17 protein-coding genes and 1 tRNA gene are annotated in these 21,378 nt (G+C 38.7%); 9 read left to right on the top strand and 9 right to left on the bottom strand.

Annotated features, from left to right (window positions below; all coding sequences use genetic code 11):
- The coding region (locus AC1M89_RS00005; RefSeq protein ID WP_481613673.1) for a BapA/Bap/LapF family large adhesin at window positions 1-3,104 on the top strand (3,104 nt) is incomplete at its 5' end.
- A gap of 92 nt (window positions 3,105-3,196) precedes the next feature.
- Here AC1M89_RS00005 and AC1M89_RS00010 read toward each other — a convergent pair.
- The gene (locus AC1M89_RS00010; RefSeq protein ID WP_481608266.1) at window positions 3,197-4,159 is read right to left on the bottom strand and encodes an alpha/beta fold hydrolase; all 963 of its coding nucleotides are present in this window, start codon (window positions 4,157-4,159) and stop codon (window positions 3,197-3,199) included.
- A gap of 105 nt (window positions 4,160-4,264) precedes the next feature.
- On the opposite strand from AC1M89_RS00010, the gene AC1M89_RS00015 reads away from it, so the two are divergent.
- A complete protein-coding gene (locus tag AC1M89_RS00015) occupies window positions 4,265-4,588 on the top strand; it encodes an MGMT family protein (RefSeq protein ID WP_481596726.1) in 324 nt (107 codons plus the stop codon).
- A gap of 32 nt (window positions 4,589-4,620) precedes the next feature.
- Here the strand turns inward: AC1M89_RS00015 and AC1M89_RS00020 are convergent, their stop codons facing one another.
- Window positions 4,621-5,061, bottom strand: coding sequence for a universal stress protein (locus tag AC1M89_RS00020; RefSeq protein ID WP_481596727.1), 441 nt, complete (start codon window positions 5,059-5,061; stop codon window positions 4,621-4,623).
- Window positions 5,062-5,472: 411 nt separating this feature from the next.
- On the opposite strand from AC1M89_RS00020, the gene AC1M89_RS00025 reads away from it, so the two are divergent.
- A complete protein-coding gene (locus AC1M89_RS00025) occupies window positions 5,473-6,879 on the top strand; it encodes a KAP family P-loop NTPase fold protein (RefSeq protein WP_481608267.1) in 1,407 nt (468 codons plus the stop codon).
- Here the strand turns inward: AC1M89_RS00025 and AC1M89_RS00030 are convergent.
- Entirely contained in the window at window positions 6,862-7,479 is a 618-nt protein-coding gene (locus tag AC1M89_RS00030; protein WP_481596729.1) for a CatB-related O-acetyltransferase, read from the bottom strand. The genes AC1M89_RS00025 and AC1M89_RS00030 overlap by 18 nt on opposite strands.
- A gap of 104 nt (window positions 7,480-7,583) precedes the next feature.
- Between AC1M89_RS00030 and AC1M89_RS00035 the strand changes: the two genes are divergently transcribed.
- Window positions 7,584-8,201, top strand: a complete 618-nt coding sequence (locus AC1M89_RS00035; protein WP_481608268.1) for an FMN-binding negative transcriptional regulator — start codon at window positions 7,584-7,586, stop codon at window positions 8,199-8,201.
- A 49-nt stretch (window positions 8,202-8,250) separates the two neighbouring features.
- On the opposite strand, the gene greA is transcribed toward AC1M89_RS00035, so the two are convergent.
- The 5 genes from greA to yhbY all read right to left on the bottom strand — a co-directional run bounded on the left by greA (window position 8,251) and on the right by yhbY (window position 14,895).
- Entirely contained in the window at window positions 8,251-8,727 is a 477-nt protein-coding gene (gene greA / locus AC1M89_RS00040; protein WP_035266896.1) for a transcription elongation factor GreA, read from the bottom strand.
- 95 nt (window positions 8,728-8,822) lie between these two features.
- Entirely contained in the window at window positions 8,823-12,056 is a 3,234-nt protein-coding gene (carB, locus tag AC1M89_RS00045) for a carbamoyl-phosphate synthase large subunit (RefSeq protein ID WP_180028121.1), read from the bottom strand.
- A 14-nt stretch (window positions 12,057-12,070) separates the two neighbouring features.
- Entirely contained in the window at window positions 12,071-13,213 is a 1,143-nt protein-coding gene (gene carA, locus AC1M89_RS00050; protein WP_481613674.1) for a glutamine-hydrolyzing carbamoyl-phosphate synthase small subunit, read from the bottom strand.
- Window positions 13,214-14,019: 806 nt separating this feature from the next.
- The gene (locus AC1M89_RS00055) at window positions 14,020-14,556 is read right to left on the bottom strand and encodes a DOMON-like domain-containing protein (protein ID WP_180028122.1); all 537 of its coding nucleotides are present in this window, start codon (window positions 14,554-14,556) and stop codon (window positions 14,020-14,022) included.
- A 15-nt stretch (window positions 14,557-14,571) separates the two neighbouring features.
- Window positions 14,572-14,895, bottom strand: a complete 324-nt coding sequence (yhbY, locus tag AC1M89_RS00060; protein ID WP_035266903.1) for a ribosome assembly RNA-binding protein YhbY — start codon at window positions 14,893-14,895, stop codon at window positions 14,572-14,574.
- 196 nt (window positions 14,896-15,091) lie between these two features.
- Between yhbY and rlmE the strand changes: the two genes are divergently transcribed.
- The 4 genes from rlmE to AC1M89_RS00080 all read left to right on the top strand — a co-directional run bounded on the left by rlmE (window position 15,092) and on the right by AC1M89_RS00080 (window position 19,201).
- The gene (gene rlmE / locus AC1M89_RS00065; RefSeq protein ID WP_035266905.1) at window positions 15,092-15,742 is read left to right on the top strand and encodes a 23S rRNA (uridine(2552)-2'-O)-methyltransferase RlmE; all 651 of its coding nucleotides are present in this window, start codon (window positions 15,092-15,094) and stop codon (window positions 15,740-15,742) included.
- Between the two features lie 137 nt (window positions 15,743-15,879).
- Complete coding sequence (gene ftsH, locus AC1M89_RS00070; RefSeq protein WP_035266907.1) at window positions 15,880-17,769, top strand: ATP-dependent zinc metalloprotease FtsH; 1,890 nt, start codon at window positions 15,880-15,882, stop codon at window positions 17,767-17,769.
- A gap of 103 nt (window positions 17,770-17,872) precedes the next feature.
- Window positions 17,873-18,727, top strand: coding sequence for a dihydropteroate synthase (gene folP, locus AC1M89_RS00075; protein ID WP_481586561.1), 855 nt, complete (start codon window positions 17,873-17,875; stop codon window positions 18,725-18,727).
- Window positions 18,728-18,889: 162 nt separating this feature from the next.
- Window positions 18,890-19,201 (top strand): DUF5713 family protein, encoded by a 312-nt coding sequence (locus AC1M89_RS00080; RefSeq protein WP_035266912.1) that lies wholly within the window; start codon window positions 18,890-18,892, stop codon window positions 19,199-19,201.
- Window positions 19,202-19,309: 108 nt separating this feature from the next.
- Here the strand turns inward: AC1M89_RS00080 and AC1M89_RS00085 are convergent.
- Window positions 19,310-19,395: transfer RNA gene (locus tag AC1M89_RS00085), tRNA-Leu, on the bottom strand.
- A gap of 217 nt (window positions 19,396-19,612) precedes the next feature.
- Between AC1M89_RS00085 and AC1M89_RS00090 the strand changes: the two genes are divergently transcribed.
- Window positions 19,613-21,376, top strand: coding sequence for an alkaline phosphatase D family protein (locus tag AC1M89_RS00090; RefSeq protein ID WP_481613675.1), 1,764 nt, complete (start codon window positions 19,613-19,615; stop codon window positions 21,374-21,376).
- Window positions 21,377-21,378: the final 2 nt, after the last annotated feature.

Raw genomic sequence — 21,378 nt, forward strand, 5'->3', positions numbered from 1 at the left:
ACACAGGTGAATCTCAGCCAGAGAGCTTCGAGGTTGACACAGTAGCACCTGAATTAACCATCGATGAGCTTAAGCCAACAAACGATACTACTCCTGAAATTACTGGTAACACAGAACCAGGAGCGATAGTTGATGTTGTGATCAAAGACAAAGACGGTGAAATTGTCTCTGAAGGTAAAGCAGAAGTTGATCCAGAAGGTAACTGGACGTATACACCGACTGAAGAATTACCAGAAGGTCATTACGATATTGAAGTAACTCCAACTGATAAAGCGGGTAACAAAGGTGATACTTCTAAAGAACAGTTAGAAGTTGATACAACACCTCCTTCTGACATTACTATTGATCCAATTGGTGGTGATGATTTCGAATCGAATGATCCTCAACCGGAAATTACAGGAACAGGTGAGAAAGGTTCGCTAGTGGATATCGTGATCACTGGTCCAGATGGCTTCGAAGAGAAGGCAACTGTTGAAGTTGGAGAAGATGGTAAATGGTCGTATAAGCCAGAAGCTGAGTTGGAAGAAGGTGACTACAAAATCGAAGCTACTCCTAAGGATGAAGCTGGAAACGTAGGTAATCCAACTGAACAAGATTTTGTAATCGACTTGACACCACCAGATATCGATATTGATCCGTGGGAAGATGATAATGATCCTTGGTTAGATATCGATCCTTGGGATGATGAAGAAGCTGCATGGGACGTGAGTGAAGCTGCATCTGTACAGGCAGTATCATTAGTTGCTGAGCCTCAAATTGCTGCATTCTCTGCTTTCGCTGCACGCTCACTATTCGTAGCTGAACCAGTATTAAAAGCAGCTCAAGTAACGGCGGTTGATCCAAGTATTAATTATACTAATGATCCACAACGTACGATTAGTGGTAATACAGTAAATAATCCTAAAGAGGTTGCTGTAGAGATTAAAGATGCTAACGGTGCTGTGGTATCTAGTGGTTTAGCAGTTTTGTCTGCAGGCCGTTGGAGTTATAAACCATCAGAACCTTTAGCAGATGGTATATATACACTTGTAGCCACTGCACGTGATGCTGCTGGTAATACTAGCCGTACAGTTTCTTTAAAATTTGGTGTAGATACACTTTCACCTGATTTGTCAGTTGAAGAGTTATATCCTACAAACGATACTACTCCAGCAATTTCTGGTTCAACTGAACAATATTCTAAAGTTCAAGTCGTGATTAAAGATAAGAATGGAAATACTGTTGTAGATGCACCAGCTTCTGTAGATAGCTCAGGCAATTGGACATTTACACCGCCAAGAGATTTAGCGGATGGAAATTACACAGTTGAAGTAACATCTACTGATTTAGCTAAGAACAAAAAAACTGAAACTCAGCAATTAACAGTTGATACTCAAGCTCCTGATGCTGTGATTATTAATCCAATTACAGATCCAAGTGACTTGAAACCAGTATTAACAGGTAAAGCTGAAGCGAATACTACTGTCGAATTAGTGATTAAGGACTCTACAGGTCGAATTATTGATTCTGCACTTGTTCCTGCTGATCAAAATGGTAATTGGACATATCCAATCAACAATAATTTACCAGAAGGTACAATTATCGTTGAAGCTAAAGCGATTGATGAAGCTGGAAATGTCGGTCCTTCATCAAGCATCGGCTTCGATTTGGATGTAACTCCTCCAGATGCTCCAACGGCAACATTTAATGCAGATGGTTCATTAGTAACAGGTACTGCACAAGCTTTATCAACTGTTAAAGTAAAAGATGCAAACAACAACGTGATTGGTACAACCACTGCGGATAACAATGGAAACTACTCAATTAAGTTGATACCAAGTTTGAATGATGGACAAAATGTATCTGTGACCGCTTCTGACGTAGCAGGTGAATCTGCACCACGTCAAGTGACTGCACCAAACATTCCGTTGGATGCCATTGATAATGTTGCTAAAGCTGGTATCGAGTACGAGTATCCTGTTACAGAGAAATTCATTAAAGATGCGATTTCATATAACTGGTTGATTGGCTTCCTCGGAATTACGCTTGGTAAAACGAGTGGTGCTACAGAGTTTACAATCGGTGCTAATAAAACAGCTGACGTACAGCTTCAAGTGAAGTCTGCATCTTGGGCAACATTGTTTGACTCTGTGAAGATTAACCTTTACAAGCAAGATAGTTCAGGTAAATGGGTGCTGATTGCGAACGACAAGTCTTCTGGTTTATTTGACTTTATTGGAATTTTTGGTGAGTACGCACATATCAACTTAGATGATTTATCTACTGGTAAATATCGTATTGAAATGAGCAACGCTAATCTGGCTTCATTACCAGGTTATGTACAGACTAATTTAGTAATTAAAGAAACTGATACAAGTACAACGCCTGTTGTGAAGTCAATCACTGAAGCGAAAGGTAATGTGATTACTGATCTTGATGCTGTACATGGTAAAGATCTTGTAGTTGCCGGTGCTGTTGTGAAAGCTGTAAATGGTGTTGCGATTAATGGTGCAACAACAATTAAAGGCGAGTTTGGTACATTAACTATCGATGCAAACGGTACATACGCTTATAAGCCAAATGCAAACCTAAACGCGATTGGTAAAACGGATGTCTTTAAATACACGATTACTGATCCTGTAACTGGTAAGTCTGATACAGCTCAATTAGTACTTCAAATTGATTCTAAATCAGGTTCACCATTGGCTTGGAGCAAATTCACACCAGAAGCAAATGCGAATGATGCTGATGCATTGGCGAATGAAACAGCAGGTAAGTTTAATTCTACTTACTTGAATGAAACAGTTTCTGCTAAAGGTTTGGATAAGTTGATCTTTAATGTGTTAAATGACAACAGCCATAACGGTGGTAACGGTGTTGACACAATCAATGACTTCCAATTAGGCAGCAATGTGAAGATTGATGTTTCTGAGTTGTTATCTGATAGTGCAACTGCTCAAAACATTGATAAATTCATCTTTGTCGAGAAAGATGGAAACAATACGAAGTTAAGTATTGATCGTGATGGTGCAGGTACAACTTATAACAAGGTTGACCTAATTACTTTCAACAATACTGATGTTTCACTTCAAGACTTGTTGAACAAAAACCACTTGTTGTTCTAATAGACTAATGTGAAAAAGAGGAACTTCGGTTCCTCTTTTTTTATTCTTGAAAAAAATGGGACATTTAAAATGTCCCATTCATTGTCTATAACTTATTTGAGTAGATTAAGAAAATTTAAATAATGTTGTACGAGGATTTGTTCTTGTTCCAATATTGGTGTATGACCTACACCTTTTAAGATGATAGGCTCTTGAGCATTTTTCAGTAATCCTTTCAGTTCAGCTGCAGCTTCTACATTAATAATTTGATCACGATCTCCCCATATGATGAGTGATGGTTGATCGATTGAACGAGCCGCTAGCGCAAATGTTTCAGGTGTAAATGATTTGGACATGAGAATAAGTTGCTCGACGAGTTTCGTGTTATTCGTAACATTGGATATCATGAGCTTTTCTTGTTCGACTTTCAGTTCGTTCGGTATAAATGGAGGTTGCTGCGTAGCAATTTTAAATAACCGATCAAAATCTCCAGGTCTAGAAACGATAAAATTTTTGAGTAAGTTTGGGTCTTTTAAGTAAGGCGTATTGGCTGATTTAAATACACCTGCACTGTTAATGAGTAGTAATGATTTAGTATCGATTGGATACTGAGCTGCATAAAGTAATGCTACAGCACCGCCCATGGAGTGACCGGCAACATTTAGATTTTGATCAACATGAATGGCTTCCGCAAAGCGACGTAATTTTTCAGTTAGATTTGGAATTGAATAATCAAAATCTGCAGCTACTTTACTATCACCTTGTCCAGGTAAATCAGGGATAATGACGTGATAATGTGGTGTCAGATAGCGAGCGACTCGGTTCCAATTATCCCGACTGCCTGCAAGACCATGCACAAGCATAAGTACTGGTTTGCCTTTGGTTCCACCTTCACTGTAAGCCCAATCGATGTCGGAGACTTTAATGCGCTTGGTATTCAGTCCAGCCCAAGCACGTTCTTGTTGTAAAATATCTTGAATATTTATACTGCTTGGCGCGGCTTGAGTTGTCGATGTAATAGAGATTGTACCGACTGCAATTGAAGCAGCAAGTAAGTGTGAAAATATCCTTTTCATTGTATTTCTCTGTGTATTGTTATTGTGCAAATTTAGATTAAGTGAGTCTGTTATGAAATGCATTTGCTCAAATCAATCATCCGATAAACTATAGGTCAATTATTGATGAATCGATCAGTATCAGCGGAAATGGCACAGTTGATCTTGGCCACAGTATCACAAATTCCTTATGGGAAAGTAGCCAGTTATGGCCAAATTGCTGCGATGTCAGGACTGCCTAAACATGCCCGGTTGGTTGGTCGTGTTTTGAATCAATTAGATGTGAGTAGCGACTTGCCTTGGCATCGTGTCATTAATGCGCAAGGTAAAATTAGTCATCAGCGTTTGGATGATCAAGGTTTTAATTGCCAGCAAGCTAGATTACTTGAAGAGGGAGTTGTGTTTAACAATGGCAAAATAGATTTCAAGATTTTTGGATGGTTCGAGTAGCTCCGTATGACGGTATACGGAGCTATCCGTTATTATTGCTTTACGACAAAAACAGGTACATTGACTTCGGTGATGAGGCTTTGTGCGACACTGCCCATAATTAATTTCTTGAATCCTGTGCGACCGTGCGAGCTGATAACAATAAGATCAATATTAAGATTATCAATCGCTTTCATTATTGTGCGGTGAATACTTTCTCCTTCGAGTATTTTAGTCTCTACATCTATTCCATATTCATTAAACTTTGCTTTAGCTTGAGCTAGGTTATCTTCAATAAATTTTCGTGCTCGTTCAATTAAAAGATTTGACTGCCCATCTGAGAGATATTCGGCTGCGATATAGGGATCGAGTGTCATCACTTGAACAACGGTAATTTTGCTATTAAATGCTTTAGCCAATTCAACAGCATGCTGAACGACGTTGAGTGCTACTTCTGAACCATCCACTGGAACAAGGATATTTTGATAACTCATGTTGTTCTCCTTTTTAACCGTTCTATTTAAAAGTGTATAAGTTCATCATAGACCTAAATTGTTCAAAATAAAACCAAGTGTAAAGCTATGGTTTTTTATATTAAGTTATTGTTTTTGATTTATTATCTTAAAATTTTAGAGATATAAGATGGTAACGAACTATGAAGAATGAAATTTGATTAACTGAATCATAAAAAGATCAATTTGAAAATATTGTGATGGGTAGAGATGTAATTAAGGATGCGTCAGATATCTTTATAAAGTATGGAGTCTATAATTAGAATTAAAAAGTATAAGCCTTACTTTAGCGACTATATTTTGAAAACCCACTCCGTTTGAGTGGGTTTTTTATGTCTTTAAGAGTGATAATGATAAGATATTTGGAAAATAAGCAACTGAATTTTAACAACAATGAAAGATTATCCAGTAAATATCATTCATGATGATTTTGAGAATATTGAAATCGCTTGGGAAGGCGATTTATGGGATCGTCGTCGTCTAGGTGAGCAATTAGAACGTTATGTAGATCGCTTAAATTGTGGTGCTGTTCTAGCTTTAGATGCTCGTTGGGGTGAAGGTAAGACCTGGTTTGTAAGGCATTGGAAAAAGCATTTAGAAGATCAAAGTCACCAAGTTGTTTATTTAGATGCTTTTGCCAATGATTATTTAGATGATCCATTTTTGACGATTGCAGCAGAGATTAGCCATGCTTTGAACGATGCAAATGAGATCGATGATGCTGATATTAAAGATTTTAACTCTAAGACTGCTTCGGTATTAATTTCTTTGGCGGCTGTCATGCCATTAATTGCTGCAAAAGCAGGTTTGCATTTGGTAGGACTAGGCGGTGCAGGTGAAGCTTTACAAGAGGTCTATAAAGAGGGCAAAGATGTATATGACACAGCAAGTGAAGAAATAGCCAATAAAGTTAAAGAGCACATTGAGAAGAAGATTGAAAATCATCATATCGAAAAGCAAACCATTCAAGATTTTAAGCAAGAGCTCGCTGAACTTGCTGCAAAATTAGAAAAGCCATTGGTATTTATTATTGATGAGCTAGATCGTTGCCGACCTGATTTTGCTATTCGTTTAATTGAAAGGATTAAACATTTTTTTGACATTCCAAAAATTGTTTTTGTTTTGGTAATGGATAAAACCCAATTTTCAAAAGTGGTTTGTCATAACTATGGTTATGATGAAAGTCTTGGTGAAGAATATTTAACAAAGTTTATTGATTTTACTGTTGAATTTCCTAACTTAGGAAAGACGCAGTTGTATGAAGAGGTAATAGCACAGCAGTTATATCGTATCGGCGAATTAACATCTGTAGATACTAAAAATGAATTGTTTTTTTGGATTTTAAGTTTGCAATCTAGCAAAGAATACAATTCTAGAGAGTTGGTGAAAAAAATTAATCAATATGCACTCTTGAGAACAAATGATTTCAAGCTTAATCTAATTTTAAATGCTTTCATCTTTGATGAAAATTTTAATATTTCAGCTAATTATTTGCATAAGATAATTGATTATTTATTCAACTATTTAAACGGCGATGAAAATGGATATACGACAAAATCTTATTTTATCCGACAGCAATTATTGAACGAAAAAAATATCGATGACATTATTATTTGCAATTTGTATGAAACACTTTTAGATATAGAAGAAAGATTTAAGACTGTAGGGCAAAAGGATCATAAAAATCAAACTCTTCAAAGGTTCTTGAGCCCTTATTGTATTAGTAAATTAAAAGATATTAAGGATTTTAATTCGATTTGGATGCAATATATAAAAACAGGACTATTTGAAAAATATTGATAATTTTTCAATATCATCGGTCTGCAACTGTTCACGCATTTTTAAAAACTGCTTTTCATCTAAGTCATATAGCTTAAGAGAAAGCAATTTTTTAATATCTTGTTCAGGGAAACGGTATTTAATAATTTTAGCAGGTACACCACCGACGACAGCATAAGGCGGTACATCTTTGGTCACGACTGCACCTGTAGCAACGACTGCACCTTCACCAAGTTTTACCCCTTGCATAATCATGGCACGACTACCAATCCAACAACCATCACCAATGACAGTATCGCCAGCAGGCACAAAACTACGCGTATCAAAAGGAAATGCTGAAATCCAGTCGGTACGGTGTAACTGATTTCCACCCATCATGATGACACACTCAGCGCCAAAACAGACAAAATTGCCAATATAAAGCTGATCGATGGGTTTTTCTGGTGTCGAAGGTTTGTCATGTAGATAACGCACTACACAACGCTCAAAACCTTGATCCCAATAGGCTGAGTAATAACTGTAATTGCCTTTAATATGAATATTCGGATTTTTGACTGTTTTAGAGATAAATTCGAATTCGCACCAGTGATTGACAGGGGAGTTGATCAGCTTTTCAGACATGGTGAAATAAAAGGAGAATATTTCAGGGCATTATATACCAATTAAAACTTACATCCTGAATAAAAACTTTTATATTCATTGAGCATTAGAAGAATGGAAAAGCTATGTTTGTTGAAACAGAATTTAGAGAAGATAGACCTGAAGAAATATATAGAATAATAAAGGAGTATCCTCTTGCATCTTTGGTCGCACAGACTCAAACAGGGTTAATTGCTGAACATATCCCGCTCATATTAGTAGATGAACAAACATTGAGAGGACATGTTTCATTGCAGAATACACTATTCAATCATTCGATTTTGAATAATCAAATACTATGCATCTTTAAAGCAGAGGATGCTTATATTTCACCGAATTATTATCCTTCAAAATTTGAAGATCACAAAAAAGTACCTACTTGGAATTATCAAGTCGTACACATTAATGGTGAAATTCAGTTTTATCATGATCAGAAAACTAAACTTGCAGTATTAGGTCAACTCACCCAACAACATGAACGTATCACGAATGGTAAAAATGCTTGGAAAATGGCAGATGCACCAAAAGATTTCTTGATGGAAATGCTCAACCATTTTGTTGTATTTGAAATTAAAATTGAAAGAATCATTGCTAAATCAAAACTAAGTCAAAATAGAGATGAAAAAGATTTTCGTAATGTTATTACGAAGCTTCATGAAGCTGGAAAAGTGCATCTAGCAAAAACAATGAATCAATTAAAATGAAAATAAAAAACCCCTCATCAGAGGGGTTTATAGCCTAAAATATCAAGAATTAAAGATATTCTACGCTCACAATTTCGTATTCAACTTCACCTTGAGGTGTCGTAATTTTAACTTCATCGCCTTCATTTTTACCCAAAAGACCACGCGCGATAGGGGAATTCACAGATATTTTGTTAATTTTAAAATCTGCTTCGTCGTCACCAACAATTTGATACGTTTTACGTTCTTCAGTATCCAAATTTTCAATTGTGACAGTCACGCCAAAAACAACGCGTCCATTTTGCTCAAGTTCTTTAACGTCAATCACTTGTGCAGCACCCAATTTTCCTTCGATATCTTGGATACGGCCTTCACAGAAACCTTGTTGCTCACGTGCAGCGTGGTATTCCGCGTTTTCTTTAAGATCTCCGTGTTCACGCGCTTCAGCAATCGCTGCTGTAATACGAGGACGATCTACAGTTTTAAGTTGGTGTAATTCTTTCTCAAGCGCTTCTTTGCCTTGAGGTGTCATAGGATAACGTTGCATAGTTGTCCCTCAAAAAAGTAAGTATGAAAAAATACTAAGTCTATAAATGAAAAAAAGCCCGCCACCAAGAGGTGACGGGACTTCTTGGTAGTGTATTAACCTACTGTTTGTAAGTCTTGCAAACGATATACATCCATTGGCAATTTGATTGCTAAAGCTTGGCAAACTGCATCTGCACCATTAAGGGTAGTCGTATGATAGACCTTACCTTGAAGTGCAGAACGGCGGATTGAGAACGAATCCTGCTGAGCTTGTTTACCTTCTGTTGTATTGATAATGAGGTGTATTTCGCCATTTTTCAAGCGGTCCACAATATTTGGACGACCTTCAGTCACTTTATTTACACGTTCACATTCAATACCAGCCGCTTTGATGACATCGTATGTGCCACCAGTAGCAAGTATTTTGAAGCCAAAGTCAGCAAGTTGTTTTGCAATACCAGCTGCACGTGGTTTATCAGAATCACGTACAGAGATGAACGCATGTTTAACTTCACCTTCCGTTGGAAGACCTGGTAAACGCTCATTTGCACCTAATACAGCTTTATAGAACGCTTCACCAAATGTTTTACCAACACCCATTACTTCACCTGTAGATTTCATCTCAGGCCCAAGGATTGGATCAACACCAGGGAACTTGTTGAATGGAAACACTGCTTCTTTAACAGAGAAGTGCTCAGGGATAATCTCTGTAGTGAATCCTTGAGATTCTAAAGATTGACCCGCCATACAACGTGCAGCGACTTTCGCTAAAGACTCACCGATACACTTAGATACAAATGGAACTGTACGTGATGCACGTGGGTTCACTTCTAAGATGTAAACGTCTTCGCCTTTAACAGCAAACTGTACGTTCATTAAACCAACAACACCAAGCTCTTTCGCCATCGCGATAGTTTGACGGCGCATTTCGTCCTGAATCTCTTTAGAAAGAGAGTAAGGAGGGATCGAACATGCAGAGTCACCTGAGTGGATACCTGCTTGTTCGATGTGCTGCATGATACCGCCGATCACCACGTCTTTACCGTCAGATACGCAGTCTACGTCAACTTCGATCGCGTCGTCTAGGAAGCGGTCAAGAAGAACAGGGGCATCGTTAGAAGCTTGAACAGCATCACGTAAATAGCGACGTAACTCTTCATCGTTGTATACGATTTCCATCGCGCGACCACCAAGTACATATGATGGACGTACTACAAGTGGATAGCCAACTTTCGCTGCTTCAGCCATACCTTCTTCAGCAGATTTTACAATGCTGTTGTTTGGTTGACGAAGTTGCAGACGTTGAATCATTTGTTGGAAACGTTCACGGTCTTCTGCACGGTCAATCGCATCAGGAGATGTACCAATAATTGGTGCACCAGCTTCTTCTAAAGCACGAGCCAATTTAAGTGGTGTTTGACCACCGTACTGTACGATGATGCCTTTTGGCTTCTCAATACGTACGATTTCTAACACATCTTCAAGCGTAATTGGTTCAAAGTACAAACGATCTGAAGTGTCATAGTCAGTTGAAACTGTTTCAGGGTTACAGTTCACCATGATAGTTTCATAACCGTCTTCACGCATTGCAAGAGCCGCGTGTACACAGCAGTAATCGAATTCGATACCTTGACCAATACGGTTAGGACCACCACCGATCACCATGATCTTGTCTTTGCTAGACGGGTTTGATTCACATTCGTCATCGTAAGTTGAATACATATACGCTGTGTCTGATTCAAACTCAGCAGCACAAGTATCTACACGTTTGTAAACTGGGGTTACGCCCAAGTTCCAACGATGTTTACGGAATTGTTTTTGTGAAATACCCATCAAGTTCGCAATACGAAGGTCAGATAAACCTTTACGTTTAAATGAACGGATGTTGTCCGCATTTAAATCGCCAAAACCTAAAGTTTTGATTTGGTTTTCTGTTTTGATGATGTCTTCGATTTGGATCAAGAACCATTTGTCGATCTTAGTCGCTTGGAATACATCTTCTAATGTAAAGCCGTGACGGAATGCATCAGCAACATACCAAATACGCTCAGGACCCGGAACACGAAGTTCTTGTAAGATTTTCTCACGCGCGCCTTCAGCACCCACTTCGATTTTTTCATCAAAGCCAGTTGCACCTACTTCAAGACCACGAAGTGCTTTGTTCATAGACTCTTGGAAGTTACGACCAATCGCCATCACTTCACCAACAGATTTCATCTGTGTAGTTAAAGTTGCGTCAGCTTGTGGGAATTTCTCAAAGTTGAAACGTGGAACTTTAGTTACAACGTAGTCAATCGCAGGTTCGAAAGATGCTGGAGTTGTACCGCCAGTGATGTCGTTTTTAAGCTCATCAAGGGTATAACCAACCGCTAATTTTGCAGCGATTTTTGCAATAGGGAAACCAGTTGCTTTTGAAGCCAATGCAGAAGAACGAGATACACGTGGGTTCATCTCGATCACAACCATACGGCCAGTATTTGGACAAATACCAAACTGTACGTTAGAACCACCTGTTTCTACACCAATCTCACGCAACACTGCTAAAGATGCATTACGCATTAACTGATATTCTTTATCTGTTAATGTTTGTGCAGGTGCAACAGTGATTGAGTCACCTGTGTGTACGCCCATTGGGTCAAAGTTTTCAATCGAACATACGATGATACAGTTGTCGTTTTTGTCACGAACAACTTCCATCTCATATTCTTTCCAACCAATTAAAGATTCATCGATCAATAATTGTTTAGTTGGAGAAAGATCGAAACCGCGTTCACAGATTTCAAGGAATTCTTCTTTGTTGTATGCGATACCACCGCCTGAACCACCCATGGTGAATGATGGACGGATAATCACTGGGAAGCCGAAACGTGCTTGAATCTCTAGAGCTTCTTCCATCGATTCAGCGATTGCTGCTTTTGGACATTCAAGACCAATTTTACGCATTGCTTGGTCGAAAAGTTTACGGTCTTCCGCTTTTTCGATCGCTTCTTTCGTTGCACCAATCAATTCAACATTGAATTTTTCTAAAATGCCATGCTCATCAAGGGCAAGGGCACAGTTCAATGCAGTCTGACCACCCATTGTTGGAAGAACTGCGTCTGGGCGTTCTTTCTCAATGATCGCTGCAACAGTTTGCCAAGTGATTGGCTCGATATACGTTGCATCTGCCATTGCAGGGTCAGTCATGATCGTTGCAGGGTTAGAGTTTACCAGAATTACACGGTAACCTTCTTCACGTAATGCTTTACATGCTTGTGCCCCTGAGTAGTCAAACTCACACGCCTGACCGATAACAATTGGACCAGCACCAATAATTAAGATGCTTTTAATATCCGTACGCTTTGGCATTATTTGCTCCTCAATTACTTCTTAGATGCTTCAATAAGTTCGATGAAATGATCGAACAATGGTGCGCAGTCATGTGGACCTGGGCTTGCTTCTGGGTGACCTTGGAAACTAAACGCAGGCTTATCTGTACGATGAATCCCTTGAAGAGTTTGATCGAACAATGATTTGTGCGTCGCTTTAAGGTTTGCAGGTAATGTTTCTGCATCCACTGCGAAGCCATGGTTTTGAGAAGTAATCATCACTGTACCATCTTCGATGTTTTGTACAGGATGGTTCGCACCATGGTGACCATGAGGCATTTTCACCGTTTTAGCGCCAGAAGCGAGAGCAAGAATTTGGTGACCCAAGCAAATACCAAATACAGGTACGTTACGAGTATCTTCAACAATTGTTTTTACAGCTTCAATTGCATAGTCACATGCTGCAGGATCGCCAGGACCATTCGATAAGAATACGCCATCTGGATTTAGAGCAAGAACTTTTTCAGCAGGAGTTTGTGCAGGTACAACAGTTAATTTACAACCGCGGTCTGCGAGCATACGTAAGATGTTGGTTTTGACACCGTAATCATATGCGACAACATGAAATTTTGCTTCTGGTTGGGAGAAACCTTGACCTAATTTCCAAGAACCTTCAGTCCATTCGAAACCGTTTGGATCACAGCATTCTTTCGCAAGGTCTAAACCATTCAGACCGCCGAATGCACGAGCTTTTTCTAAAGCTTCTTCTTCTGTAATATTTTCACCAGCTAAGATACAACCGTTTTGTGCACCTTTAGCACGTAAAATACGTGTCAGTTTACGTGTATCAATGTCAGCGATAGCGACAACATTGTGAGATTTTAAGTATTCGCCTAAAGATTGCGTAGATCGGAAGTTGCTGTGCAATAAAGGTAGGTCACGAATGATCAATCCGTTTGCCCATACTTTATGAATTCGACCTGACTCAGCGTCTTCATCATTACAACCTGTGTTACCAATGTGTGGATAGGTAAGCGTAACAAGCTGTTGTGCATAACTTGGGTCAGTCAAAATTTCTTGATAGCCAGTCATGGCAGTGTTGAAAACGACTTCACCAGTCGTACTACCCGATGCACCGATTGACGTTCCTTTAAAGATCGTACCATCGGCAAGGGCTAAAATTGCTGGGGTGCTCAAACCAAAGCTCCTGAAATTTAGGCTGTAAAAAAGCGAGTAGACGAAAAAAAAGGAAGGCTACTTTAAAACCCACCCTCCTTACATCTGCTCGCTTGAACTTAACACGGCATTATACGCAAACACCTTGATAAAGTCCACGTAAATAAACCTGAATTCGTCAGATATATACCTTGTAATTTGTTTAAAAGTCTGCTTTTTAAACTTTGGACAAAAGTCTAAGAATGTAAGAATTGTTTAATAATTCAAAAGTTAAGTTTTATCACGATTTATCAAAATTTATGTAGACTTACAATTAATAAGCTAAGTTTCTGAAACAGAATAACAAAGCTTCTGAAAAGCTGATTTGTTAAATAGAACAAATGTTGAAGTTGCTCCAAATGCTTCCTAAAAGTTCGAAAAAAGTACTAATTAGGTCAATTTACAAGTATTTTAGAAAGGACTGATTAAATATGGAAAATAGAGGTAAATATTGAATTGCTTGTTAAAAGCGTAGGTTCAATTATTCAAAGATGAAATTGGTAGTTAGCATGCTGGGTTTTAAAAATTAAACCGAGATCGAATTTAAAGAGATTTGACGCTACTTCGGTGTTTGTGAAGAAATATTTAAGAGCAGATTTGGCTGTTCAAGTGATTAAGGACAATTTTGAAATTAGAAATGAATAACAGGAATTACAAATAAAACTAGATATAACACGTTGAGATCAGCTGTATAAAACTTAACTCTAAAAGAGGTGGGAAGAGTCTACAACTATAGAACTGAAATATTGGGGTAAAAAAAATAGTGAGATTAAATCTCACTATTTTTTTTAAAACTGATGCAACCAATCGCGCTTGTTATGGAAGTCAGCCTCAGGACTACTATGCTGCATCGCATAATAATGTTTAGCTTGCGATGTGTTTAATACAGCGGATAAGCCAATAAAAATATCCTGCCATTTCAATTTATGTTTTAACATAAACTCCGTTAGATCAAGGCTCACATTTAAACCATAGTGCGTCTTTTTGAGTGAATTCAGTTCTATGTCATAAGCTGCTTGAGGTGGCATATCTTCAGGGTAACGATACTCTTCAAATTGATACGCTTGCCAAGCTTGAGAAGGGGAGAGATTGACTTCACGATAAAAGTCCTGATCTTTCACCCCAATGAAAATTTCAAAGCAGGTTTCTTCCCAAAGAAAATCTCGTCGTGGATGACCAGCTACAATTTCCGGATAAACTAAGTATTGATTTGGGTCACGTAACCAATAGCCCACATTTAGTGTGTATGGACTCGCTTGTTCAATTGCACCAACCAAGGAGATATCAAAGTAACGGTCAAAAGAATTTAGTTCGTAACTTGCCATTCAATGCAACTCAAATTAATTAGAAAGATGTGCGTGGCGAACAAGATTCGAAAGTTTAGGATTTTGTTTTGCCGCTTTCTTATATAAAAGTGCAATCTTTCCAATGGTTTGAACAACCTCTGCACCAGTGACTTCGGCGATTTCAGTAATGACTGCTGCACGAGCATCACGATCTTCACCGCCAATTTTTACTTTAATTAACTCATGATCATTTAAAGCACGTTGAGTTTCTTCAATGACATTTTCAGTTAAACCTTGACCACCTAACATTACCACTGGGTTAAGTGCATGTCCGATTTGACGCAAACGTTTGCGTTCCTGAATTGATAAAGCCGCCATAAAGATAACCTAATTTTAAAAACGACTTAGTATAGCAAATCAAGAGATCAAACGCTTATGTTTCTCAGAAATAATCGATCAACTTAAATCAAAAAAACATAAACGATAATCTTGAATTAGATACAGATGAATACTGCAAGGGGGATAAAATTCACGTACAATAAAAAGTTAGAAGATTACGTGTATTTAAAGAGTTATGGCAACACGCATTACCAATCAGAAGTTATCCAAAAGTAGTCGTGCGTGGATGAGAGAGCATTTAGATGACCCGTTTGTGAAAAAAGCACAAAAGGAAGGTTATCGTGCGCGTGCTGCATATAAATTGCTTGAAATCCAAGAGAAATACAAAATCATTAAACCTGGTATGACTGTCGTGGACCTTGGTGCTGCACCTGGTAGTTGGTCCCAAATCGCCGGAAAATTAGTGGGTGATAAAGGTTTAGTGATTGCATCAGATATTTTGGAAATGGATGCACTTCCAGATGTGACGTTCCTGCAAGGAGACTTTCGAGAAGAGGAAGTTTTCGAAAAATTGTTAAATATTTTAAATGGACGAACTGTAGACGTTGTAATTTCAGATATGGCCCCCAATACATCAGGTAATAAGGCCGTTGATCAACCTCGACAAATTTATTTGTGTGAACTTGCATTAGACTTTGCCAATAAAGTTTTAGGTCCGAAAGGACAGTTTGTTGTCAAAGTTTTCCAAGGAACTGGTTTTGACGAATTCCGTAAGGAAGTTGTAGACAGTTTTGAAGTATTAAAAACTGCAAAGCCTGCTGCCTCGCGTGCTCGTTCGAAGGAAGTTTTTTTAATTGGACAGGGCCGTAAAAAGAAATCGCAATAAAGTGACTTGCCAAGTCGCTAAAAAATGTGCATTTTGTACCTTTTGAATATTTTATTGCGAAATTGATTTACTCGCTTTTTGTTAAAGGTCACCCAATTTTGGGCATGATCAAATTAGATTGATATGGGAATAAAGCTTTGAGCGATCTCTTTAAGAATGCCGTTTTATGGCTTGTTATACTTGGTGTGCTGATATTAATTTTCAGCAACATTAGTGACCGTGATAAGCCTGCTGCATTGAACTATTCAGAATTTGTTGCAGCGGTTAATGCTGGTCAAATTAAACAAGTTACCATTGACGGTGAACGAATTAGTGGCGAAAAAGTAAATGGTTCTCCATTTGAGAGTATTCGTCCTGCGGTTCAAGATCCTGAGTTAATGCCGAATCTCATCAAAAATAATGTCGTTGTTGAGGGCACTGCTCCGCAACGTCAAGGTTTATTGATGCAGCTTTTGATCGCAAGCTTTCCAGTACTTTTAATCATTTTGTTATTCATGTTCTTTATGCGCAACATGGGTGGCGGTGCTGGTGGTAAAAACGGCCCGATGAGTTTTGGTAAGTCAAAAGCAAAAATGCTTTCAGAAGACCAAATCAAAGTCACTTTCACAGATGTTGCGGGTTGTGACGAAGCGAAACAAGAAGTCGTTGAAATTGTTGATTTCTTGAAAGATCCAACAAAGTTTAAGCGTCTTGGTGCGAGCATTCCTCGCGGTGTCCTGATGGTAGGTCCACCGGGTACAGGTAAAACTTTACTTGCGAAAGCGATTGCTGGAGAGGCTAAGGTTCCATTCTTTAGTATCTCAGGTTCAGACTTCGTAGAAATGTTCGTTGGTGTTGGTGCATCACGTGTACGTGATATGTTTGAGCAAGCGAAACGCCATGCGCCGTGTATCATTTTCATTGATGAAATTGATGCGGTGGGTCGTCATCGTGGTTCAGGTACTGGCGGTGGTCATGATGAGCGTGAACAAACCTTGAACCAGATGTTGGTAGAAATGGATGGTTTCGAAGGTAATGAAGGTATCATCGTTATTGCTGCGACTAACCGTGCTGACGTTCTAGATAAAGCTTTGCTTCGTCCGGGACGTTTCGACCGTCAAGTGATGGTTGGACTTCCAGATATTAAAGGTCGTGAGCAAATCCTGAATGTGCATTTGAAAAAATTACCTTCAGTGACTGGTGTGGATGTCAAAGTATTGGCACGTGGTACTCCAGGGTTCTCTGGTGCGCAATTGGCAAACTTAGTCAATGAAGCTGCGTTATTTGCTGCACGTCGTAATAAAAATACGGTCGATATGCATGACTTTGAAGATGCAAAAGATAAGCTTTATATGGGGCCAGAGCGTAAATCAATGGTTCTTCGTGAAGAAGAGCGTCGCGCAACGGCTTATCATGAAGCAGGTCATGCGATTGTAGCTGAAATGCTTCCAGGCACAGACCCAGTACATAAAGTCACGATCATGCCACGTGGTTGGGCATTAGGTGTAACTTGGCAGCTTCCAGAGTTTGATCAAACCAGTCATTACAAAGACAAAATGTTGAATGAGCTTTCTATTCTGTTTGGTGGTCGTATTGCAGAAGAAATTTTCATTAATCAGATGTCGACTGGGGCTTCTAATGACTTTGAACGTGCAACAAAAATGGCGCGTGCAATGGTGACTAAGTACGGTATGTCTGACAAGATGGGTGTCATGGTTTATGAAGAAGATGCTCAACAGTCATTTATGGGTAGTCTAGGTGGTCGTACTATTTCTGAAACGACTCAACTTGAAGTTGATCGTGAAATTCGCCGTATCCTAGATGAGCAGTACAAAGTTGCACGTGATATCTTAGAAAATAATAAAGATATTGCCCATGCGATGGTAAAAGCTTTGCTTGAGTGGGAAACGATTGATCGTGATCAAATCCGTGACATTATGGAAGGTCGTGAACCTCAACCACCTAAGGTATATGTGGCTGAGAATCCAATTGTAGATGTAACCCCTACAGATGGTCCTTCAACGCCTCCACCTTTACCAGCAAGCTAAAATGAAGGAGCCTCTTATGAGGCTCTTTTTTTTGTGTTGAAATTATCCCTCATGTTTAAATTTTACTTGATATCATGTGAATAGATTTTCTAGGAACATCAATATGCAACTTATCTCTTTACCTAATCAGATTCTTAAATGTGGTGCATTGGAACTTGATTTGTCAAAGCCTCATGTAATGGGTGTGTTAAATGTAACGCCAGATTCGTTTAGTGATGGTGGTAAACACAATAGTGTAGAGGCGGCACTAGAGAGAGCAAAGCAAATGATTGCTGAAGGGGCGAGTGTTATTGATGTAGGTGGTGAGTCAACTCGCCCTGGCGCATCTGCTGTTGATGTTCAAGATGAAGTAGATCGTGTAGTTCCGGTCGTTGAAGCGTTGTCAAAATTGAATGTAGTGATCTCAATCGACACTTCTCAACCAGAAGTGATTAAAAAGGCGGTTAAAGCTGGAGCGCATATTTGGAATGATGTCAGAGCATTAACAAAGCCACATGCTTTAGAAACAGCTGCGGAATTAGATATTCCAGTCATTATCATGCATATGCGTGGTGAGCCAACCACAATGAACCAGTTGGATCAATATGATGATATTACTTTAGATGTGATTTCAGAATTGCAAACTCGATTAGATGCAGCATTAAATGCAGGAATTAAACCTGAAAATATCATGATTGATCCGGGTTTCGGATTTGCAAAAAATGCACATCAAAATCTGAAATTATTAAAAGAGTTGTATAAATTAAATGAGTTGGGCTATCCAATGCTTTCTGCATTATCTCGTAAGCGATTTATTGGTGAAGCTTTAGGTGGTGTACCTGCCCATGAACGTGCAGTGGGTTCGGTGACGGGGCATCTGTTAAGCATACAGCAAGGAGCATGTATGGTCAGAGCACATGATGTAAAAGAAATGGTGCAAGCTATTCAAATTTGGGCAGCAATGAATAGTGTTAGTTAAATTAAAGGCAGATTTAAGACGGTTAAAATCATCAATGAAAATATTAGCTTAGTTATACTTTGATTAAAAGTGAGATTTACTCCTCGTTTTTATTGTTGGTTTAATGTCTAGCTTGTGTTATATAAGCTCGGTTTTTGTTAATGCTATTACTTGAGCTTTAATATGTTGAATGATGTACTTCTCCCGATGTTCGACGATGAATATTATCCTGATATTCTCGTGGCTGAAATTCAGCAACTCATTGAAAAATTCTCAAAGAAGGTATCTAAGGTGAATTCCGATGCTGAGATTTATCAAATCGCCAATGATATTGTGGCGGAAATTAATGAGATGAAACCTCAGTTCGAAGATCTTGATTCTTCTCTTGATGATGCAGCAGCAGACTATATTGCTGAGGCAATGATGATGGTCGTTCAGGAAGAGGGATTCTTAGATATCGAAATGGAAGAACTTGTTTCAAATAGAGAGTGGTAAATCGCTCTCTATTTTTTTGTGTTGTTATTGTTGTGGCTAAACGCTAGGCATAAAAAAACCAGCTTACGCTGGGTTCTTTATTTACACCATTATTCTCTATCAGAAGAATGGTGCCCGAGGCCAGACTCGAACTGGCACGCTTTGAGGGCGGGGGATTTTAAATCCCCTGTGTCTACCGATTTCACCACTCGGGCATGTGCGCAATAATAGAGGACACTTTTAAGCTTGGCAAGAGAAAATCGTATTATTTGCTTTCTTTTCAATCAACTTGCATTTATTAGATTAAAAAATATAAATTTTGGGGCGATGGTTTATGATATTTGTACATTAAATTGTCATCTGATTGCAATTTTAGCTTCATAAATACGGTTTAAGTTCGAAGTTAAAATAACTCGCCAATTCGTAAATAAAATGAAAAATAAAATCTCAAGACGCGCATTAATTAAAAATTCATTGGCTGGATTAGGTGCGATTTCACTGCCTGTTCTGATTACAGCATGTAATGGCGATGGTCAAACCAGCAATGAGCATAAAGTTGATTTTTTGCATGGAGTGGCGAGTGGAGATCCATTACAGGATCGAATAATTCTTTGGTCGCGAATAACACCTACAGATGTGGCGGCAACATATGAATTAGATTGGGAAATTGCACTTGATGAGAATTTTTCAAATATTGTTCAGATGGGGAAAATCAAGACTTCTGCTGCTAAAGACTTTTGCTTGAAAGTCGATGTACTTAATTTGAGTGCCGATACTCGTTATTATTACCGATTTAAATATGGGCAGATACATTCTCCAATTGGTCGTACGAAGACCTTAGCAACCAAGTCCAATGCGGTTAACTTTGCGGTATGCTCATGCTCAAATTATCCTGCTGGTTATTTTTATGTGTACCGTGAAATTGCGAAGCAGGACGTGGATGCTGTGCTGCATCTGGGTGACTATATTTACGAATATGGCAAAGATGGGTATGCAACTGAACAAGCCGAAAAGCTTGGTAGAACACTCAATGTGGATAATCAAAACGAGATTTACCGTCTGGAAGATTATCGAAAACGTTATGCAAAATATCGAACAGATCCTGATTTACAAGCGGTTCATCAACGTCATCCATTTATTCTGATTTGGGATGATCATGAGCTGACAAATGATGCATGGCGAGCTGGTGCGCAGAATCATCAACCTGATTTAGAGGGAGATTTCGTAGCACGAAGAACAGCAGCCCTAACCGCTTATTTTGAGTGGATGCCAATCCGCGAAAAAAGCAATAACGATATTCTTCATATTTATCGTCAGTTTAATTTTGGTGATTTAGTTCAACTTAATATGCTAGATACACGTATGTTGGCACGAGATGAGCAACTGGCTTTTGCTTCATTTATGGATGGTGAAAATCTAAATGTTGAGCAATTTAGAGCGGCATTAATGAATGAGCAGCGACAGCTAATAGGGATAGATCAGTTAAATTGGTTGGCGAATAGTCTTCAGAGTTCTCGTGCAATATGGAATGTATTGGGTCAGCAAGTATTGATGGCGAAAATGTTGGTACCTGCTGAGGTATTACAAATATTAAATGTCGCCAAAAGTGGAATGGTAGATGGCAACTTTTTAATAGAAGCTCAAAAACGTCTCATGGAGTTGGTTGCGATTAAGTTGCGTTATAAAAATAATGATCCGAGCTTAACTAACGCTGAATTATCAAGAATACTAACCGTGATTCCTTATAATTTAGACGCTTGGGATGGTTATTATGCTGAGCGTGAGCGTGTTTATGCTTTGTATGAACAGTATCATAAGAAAGTTGTTGTGTTGGCTGGAGATACCCATAATGCGTGGGAGTCTGCATTACATCAACAAAATGGTGAGAAGGTGGGGATTGAATTAGCAACAAGTTCAGTTTCTTCACCAGGTATGGAGAAATATCTCAATTTACCTGAGAACTTAATGCAACAATTTGAACAAGTGTTTATCCAATTGATTGATGAATTAAGCTTTTGTAATTTGAATCAACGAGGCTATTTAAAATTGAGCTTTGATTCTACGCAATTGAGTGCAGATTGGTTGTTTTTAACAGATATTCATTCACAGAAGTATCAAGTTGATCAACTCAGATTGCACTCAACAACGTATGATACCAATTTGAATATAATTAAAGTAATGCAGCAAGCAAGTTGATC

Source organism: Acinetobacter sp. ANC_7635, from assembly GCF_056779945.1.